This is a genomic window from Alphaproteobacteria bacterium SS10 (assembly GCA_019192455.1).
Lineage (GTDB): Bacteria > Pseudomonadota > Alphaproteobacteria > TMED2 > TMED2 > TMED2.
On sequence record JAHCML010000015.1, the window covers coordinates 1 to 3,650 of the forward strand.

At 57.5% G+C, this 3,650-nt stretch carries 5 protein-coding genes; 3 read left to right on the forward strand and 2 right to left on the reverse strand.

What is annotated here, in order from left to right; genetic code table 11:
• On the reverse strand, positions 1 to 145 hold a 145-nt coding region (locus tag KI792_14625; GenBank protein ID MBV6634257.1), incomplete at its 3' end, for an Hpt domain-containing protein.
• Positions 146 to 434: 289 nt separating this feature from the next.
• Entirely contained in the window at positions 435 to 1,100 is a 666-nt protein-coding gene (locus tag KI792_14630) for a hypothetical protein (GenBank protein MBV6634258.1), read from the reverse strand.
• Positions 1,101 to 1,366: 266 nt separating this feature from the next.
• Between KI792_14630 and KI792_14635 the strand changes: the two genes are divergently transcribed.
• The 3 genes from KI792_14635 to KI792_14645 are packed head-to-tail and all read left to right on the forward strand — an operon-like array spanning position 1,367 to position 3,516.
• On the forward strand, positions 1,367 to 1,555 hold the full coding sequence (locus KI792_14635; GenBank protein MBV6634259.1) for a DUF3553 domain-containing protein: 189 nt from the start codon (positions 1,367 to 1,369) through the stop codon (positions 1,553 to 1,555).
• Between the two features lie 51 nt (positions 1,556 to 1,606).
• Positions 1,607 to 2,920, forward strand: coding sequence for an adenylosuccinate lyase (locus tag KI792_14640; GenBank protein ID MBV6634260.1), 1,314 nt, complete (start codon positions 1,607 to 1,609; stop codon positions 2,918 to 2,920).
• A gap of 41 nt (positions 2,921 to 2,961) precedes the next feature.
• The gene (locus KI792_14645) at positions 2,962 to 3,516 is read left to right on the forward strand and encodes an HD family hydrolase (protein ID MBV6634261.1); all 555 of its coding nucleotides are present in this window, start codon (positions 2,962 to 2,964) and stop codon (positions 3,514 to 3,516) included.
• Positions 3,517 to 3,650 lie beyond the last annotated feature (134 nt).

Genomic DNA, 3,650 nt, shown 5'->3' on the forward strand with positions numbered 1-3,650 from the left:
TCCCTTTGATCGTGTGCACCAGGCGGAAAATGTTCGAAAGAATAGCTTGATCGTTGGGATTTTGCTCAAGCTTCACCAATTCGACGTCGAGCGTGTCCATGCTCTCATTGGTTTCGGTCAGAAATTCGCTAAGTAGATCATCCATCACTTTACCGCCCCGTATCGGCCGTCATCTATATCCATCCCGCATTCAACAAATTAGACGGGCTGGATAGTCGTTGCCGCCAGCGCCCTTTGTTGGTGTTGATCACGGGGGCCACCCGCGCACCATCAAGAGCACCGTAATTTTCCTATTAAACGCTAAATAACCCGGCGATGCGCTCCGTTTTTGTGAACTTACCCGAGGGCCCGACCCAGCGGATGCATGCCCGCAACAGCCCCTTTTTCCTACTTCTGCCCAATACCAGCGGCCGTTGAAGCGATATCAACCCACCTCAACGGCGCCCCATATGAAGATCGAGCCGGTCCGTGCCGACCGGATCAAAGGTTAAAAAGAACCCGTGCTCACGCAGGACCAAGCCGGTCAAACAGACCTGGATGGTGCGTGGCGTAAGGTCAGCCGCCGCAACATTCCCGTCAAAAGCAGCACGGCTCTCATCAGACAAACCCGGCTCACTGCCCATCAATCTAAAAGTTAGGCGCCCACGCCCCTCTTGGCTGGCGAGCTCAATTTTGCCGCGCTGTAGGGCCTCCTCAGCTAAGAGCAGGACATTCAACACCGCCTTAGGCAGGGCGCCACCCTCGAAAGGAATGATCAGATATCGTGGCCAATCCAATTCGATCCGGCTGTTCTCAAACAGCGACGTTGCAACCTGCCGTGCATCGGCGACCGATACCTTTGACCGCTGAGAGGTCATCCCGAAGGCGAGGCGGTAATAGGTCAGGCGTCGCGCTGCGGCCAAGGCGGAGCCCGCGATCAGCTCCATCGCCTCATCGCGCACGTCATCACCCATCTCTTGGATAAGTTCGATGCCGTTATTCACGGCGCCCACCGGGCTCACCAGATCATGGCAAAGCTTTGTCGTCAGCACCTCGCTCAACAGCTGGGGACTGATCTCTGCCAATGGTTCGGTCGCCTGTTCCGCTAAGGGCTGCGACATAAGCCATCTACCTCCGACCTGGTCGCTCAGCTGGACGAACCGCGAGCCGATCAGGAATACAGTTGAATGTTATTGTTGTTGTTCAAACTTTGCGGGGACGGAACGGTACCATCCCGACGCCCAAATTGACCATGACCGGATTGCGTTGACGCAGTCTTAATGAGCCCAAGACATTCATCGATAATCACGCTAAAACCGCCGCCGACTGAGAAAGCAACCGCGTCAGAGCCGTAACCTGGCGCGAAACGATATGAAGTTGGACCATGATGGCCGGTGATGATGAGGTTGGATTTTTGGTGCCCGGTGGCTGGGTTAAGCACCCCGGCCAGCCTGATTGGGGCAATGGCCAGATCCAAAGCGTCATCGATAACCGCATCACCATCAACTTCGAGCACCGCGGCAAGGTGGTGATCGACCGCTTTCAAATCGACCTCGAAGCCATTGAACCCGAATAGTTTTTCGGCGCGACGGCACTTCTAAGACCCGTAACTAGGCACAACGTCACAATGATCCCTCGCTATACCCGCCCTGAGATGGCCGCCATCTGGGAACCTGAGAACAAGTTTCAAATCTGGCTCGAGATTGAGGCCCATGCCTGCGATGCCCAGGCTGAGCTTGGCGTTATTCCAAAAGACGCCGCCCAGGCGGTTTGGGAGCATGGGAAGTTCGAAGTCTCACGCATTGATGAGATTGAGGCGGAGACCAAGCATGACGTCATCGCCTTTCTGACCAACCTCGCTGAGTATGTCGGCCCGCAGGCACGCTTTGTTCACCAGGGCATGACCTCCTCCGACGTGCTCGACACCACCCTATCGGTGCAGCTGAAGCAGGCGAGCGACCTACTGCTCGTGGGCATGGACCGCCTGCTCGCTGCCCTTAAAGACCGGGCGTATGAGCACAAAGACACGATCTGCATCGGCCGTAGCCACGGCATTCATGCCGAGCCAAATACCTTTGGGCTGAAGCTCGCCGGGCATTACGCCGCCTTCGACCGGCAGCGTACCCGCCTACTCCGCGCCCGTGAGGAGATTGCCACCTGCGCGATCTCAGGTGCGGTTGGCACCTTCGCCAATATCGACCCAGCAGTTGAGGCCCATGTGGCTGAGAAAATGGGCCTTACCATTGAGCCCGTCTCAACCCAGGTGATCCCGCGCGATCGCCATGCCTATTTCTTCTCCGTACTGGGTGGCATTGCCGGCTCGGTTGAGAACCTGGCCACCGAAATTCGCCACCTGCAGCGCACGGAAGTGCGTGAAGCTGAGGAGTATTTTGCCAAAGGCCAAAAGGGTTCCTCCGCGATGCCGCATAAGCGGAACCCAATCCTGACCGAGAACCTGACCGGCCTCGCACGTCTGGTGCGCGGGATGGTTGTCCCCGCCCTGGAGAATGTCGCCCTCTGGCATGAGCGGGATATCTCCCACTCATCGGTTGAGCGGATGATCGGCCCCGATGCGACCGTGACCCTGGATTTTGCCCTCCACCGGATGGCCATGGTGATTGAGAAGCTGCTCGTCTACCCAGAGCAGATGCGCAAAACCATGGACAGCCTTGGCGGTCTGGTCTTCTCACAACGCGTTTTGCTGGCCCTAACCCAGGCTGGTGTAAGCCGGGAAGATGCCTACCGCCTGGTCCAGCGCAATGCGATGGCCGTTTGGGCGATTGAGGGCGACCGCACCGGTGCCTTCCTCAATGCCCTCAAAGGCGATGATGAGGTGCTGGCGGCACTGGAAATGGACGCCCTCACCGCACTGTTTGATCTCGGCTATCACACCAAGCATGTGGATACGATCTTCGCCCGGGTGTTTGGCGAGGCTGCCTAACCATGGCCGGTGGGGTCGATAACAAACGGGCCTGGCAGCGGATGCTAAGCGGCCGTCGCCTGGACCTAATCGACCCCTCACCGGTTGATATTGAGATTGAGGATATTGCCCATGGTCTGGCGCGGGTTGCCCGCTGGAATGGGCAAACCTCAGGCGACCACGCCTTCACGGTGGCGCAACACAGCCTGCTGGTCGTTGATATCCTGCCGCATATCCACCCCAAAGCGAGCGATGCGGACCGCCTGGCCGCCCTGCTGCACGATGCGCCGGAATACGTGGTGGGCGATTTGATCAGCCCGTTTAAGCGGGCCGTTGGCATCGACTACAAACAGTTTGAAGAGCGACTTTTACAGGCGATCCATCTGCGCTTTGGCCTGCCCGCCCTCCTGCCGGAACGGGTGACAAAGGCGATCAAGCGCGCCGACCAAATCGCCGCCTATCTTGAAGCGACGGAGCTGGCCGGATTCAGCGCCGAAGAAGCTGAGAAGTTCTTTGGCAAGCCGCAAGACGGGTTTTTCGCCGACCTAGAGCCAGCGCCAGCCGAATCTATAAAATCTAGTTTTATCAAAGCGTTTAATCGCTTCTTTGTAAGTTAATAATCCCACTCAATGCTGACGCCAACGCTGTTGTTATTGCGGTTGCCGGTCTTACCCTCGAACTTGATTGTGTCGGTGATATCGACCTCAACCTCCACCTCACTGGTGGCATCGCCTACGCCCTGATTAACGCC

What these genes read in the sequence shown, in the direction of transcription:
- KI792_14640 (MBV6634260.1), top strand. Translation starts at nt 1,607, where the DNA reads ATGATCCCTCGCTATACCCGCCCTGAGATGGCCGCCATCTGGGAACCT.
- KI792_14635 (MBV6634259.1), top strand. Translation starts at nt 1,367, where the DNA reads ATGGCCGGTGATGATGAGGTTGGATTTTTGGTGCCCGGTGGCTGGGTT.
- KI792_14645 (MBV6634261.1), top strand. Translation starts at nt 2,962, where the DNA reads ATGCTAAGCGGCCGTCGCCTGGACCTAATCGACCCCTCACCGGTTGAT.
- KI792_14630 (MBV6634258.1), bottom strand. Translation starts at nt 1,100, where the DNA reads ATGTCGCAGCCCTTAGCGGAACAGGCGACCGAACCATTGGCAGAGATC.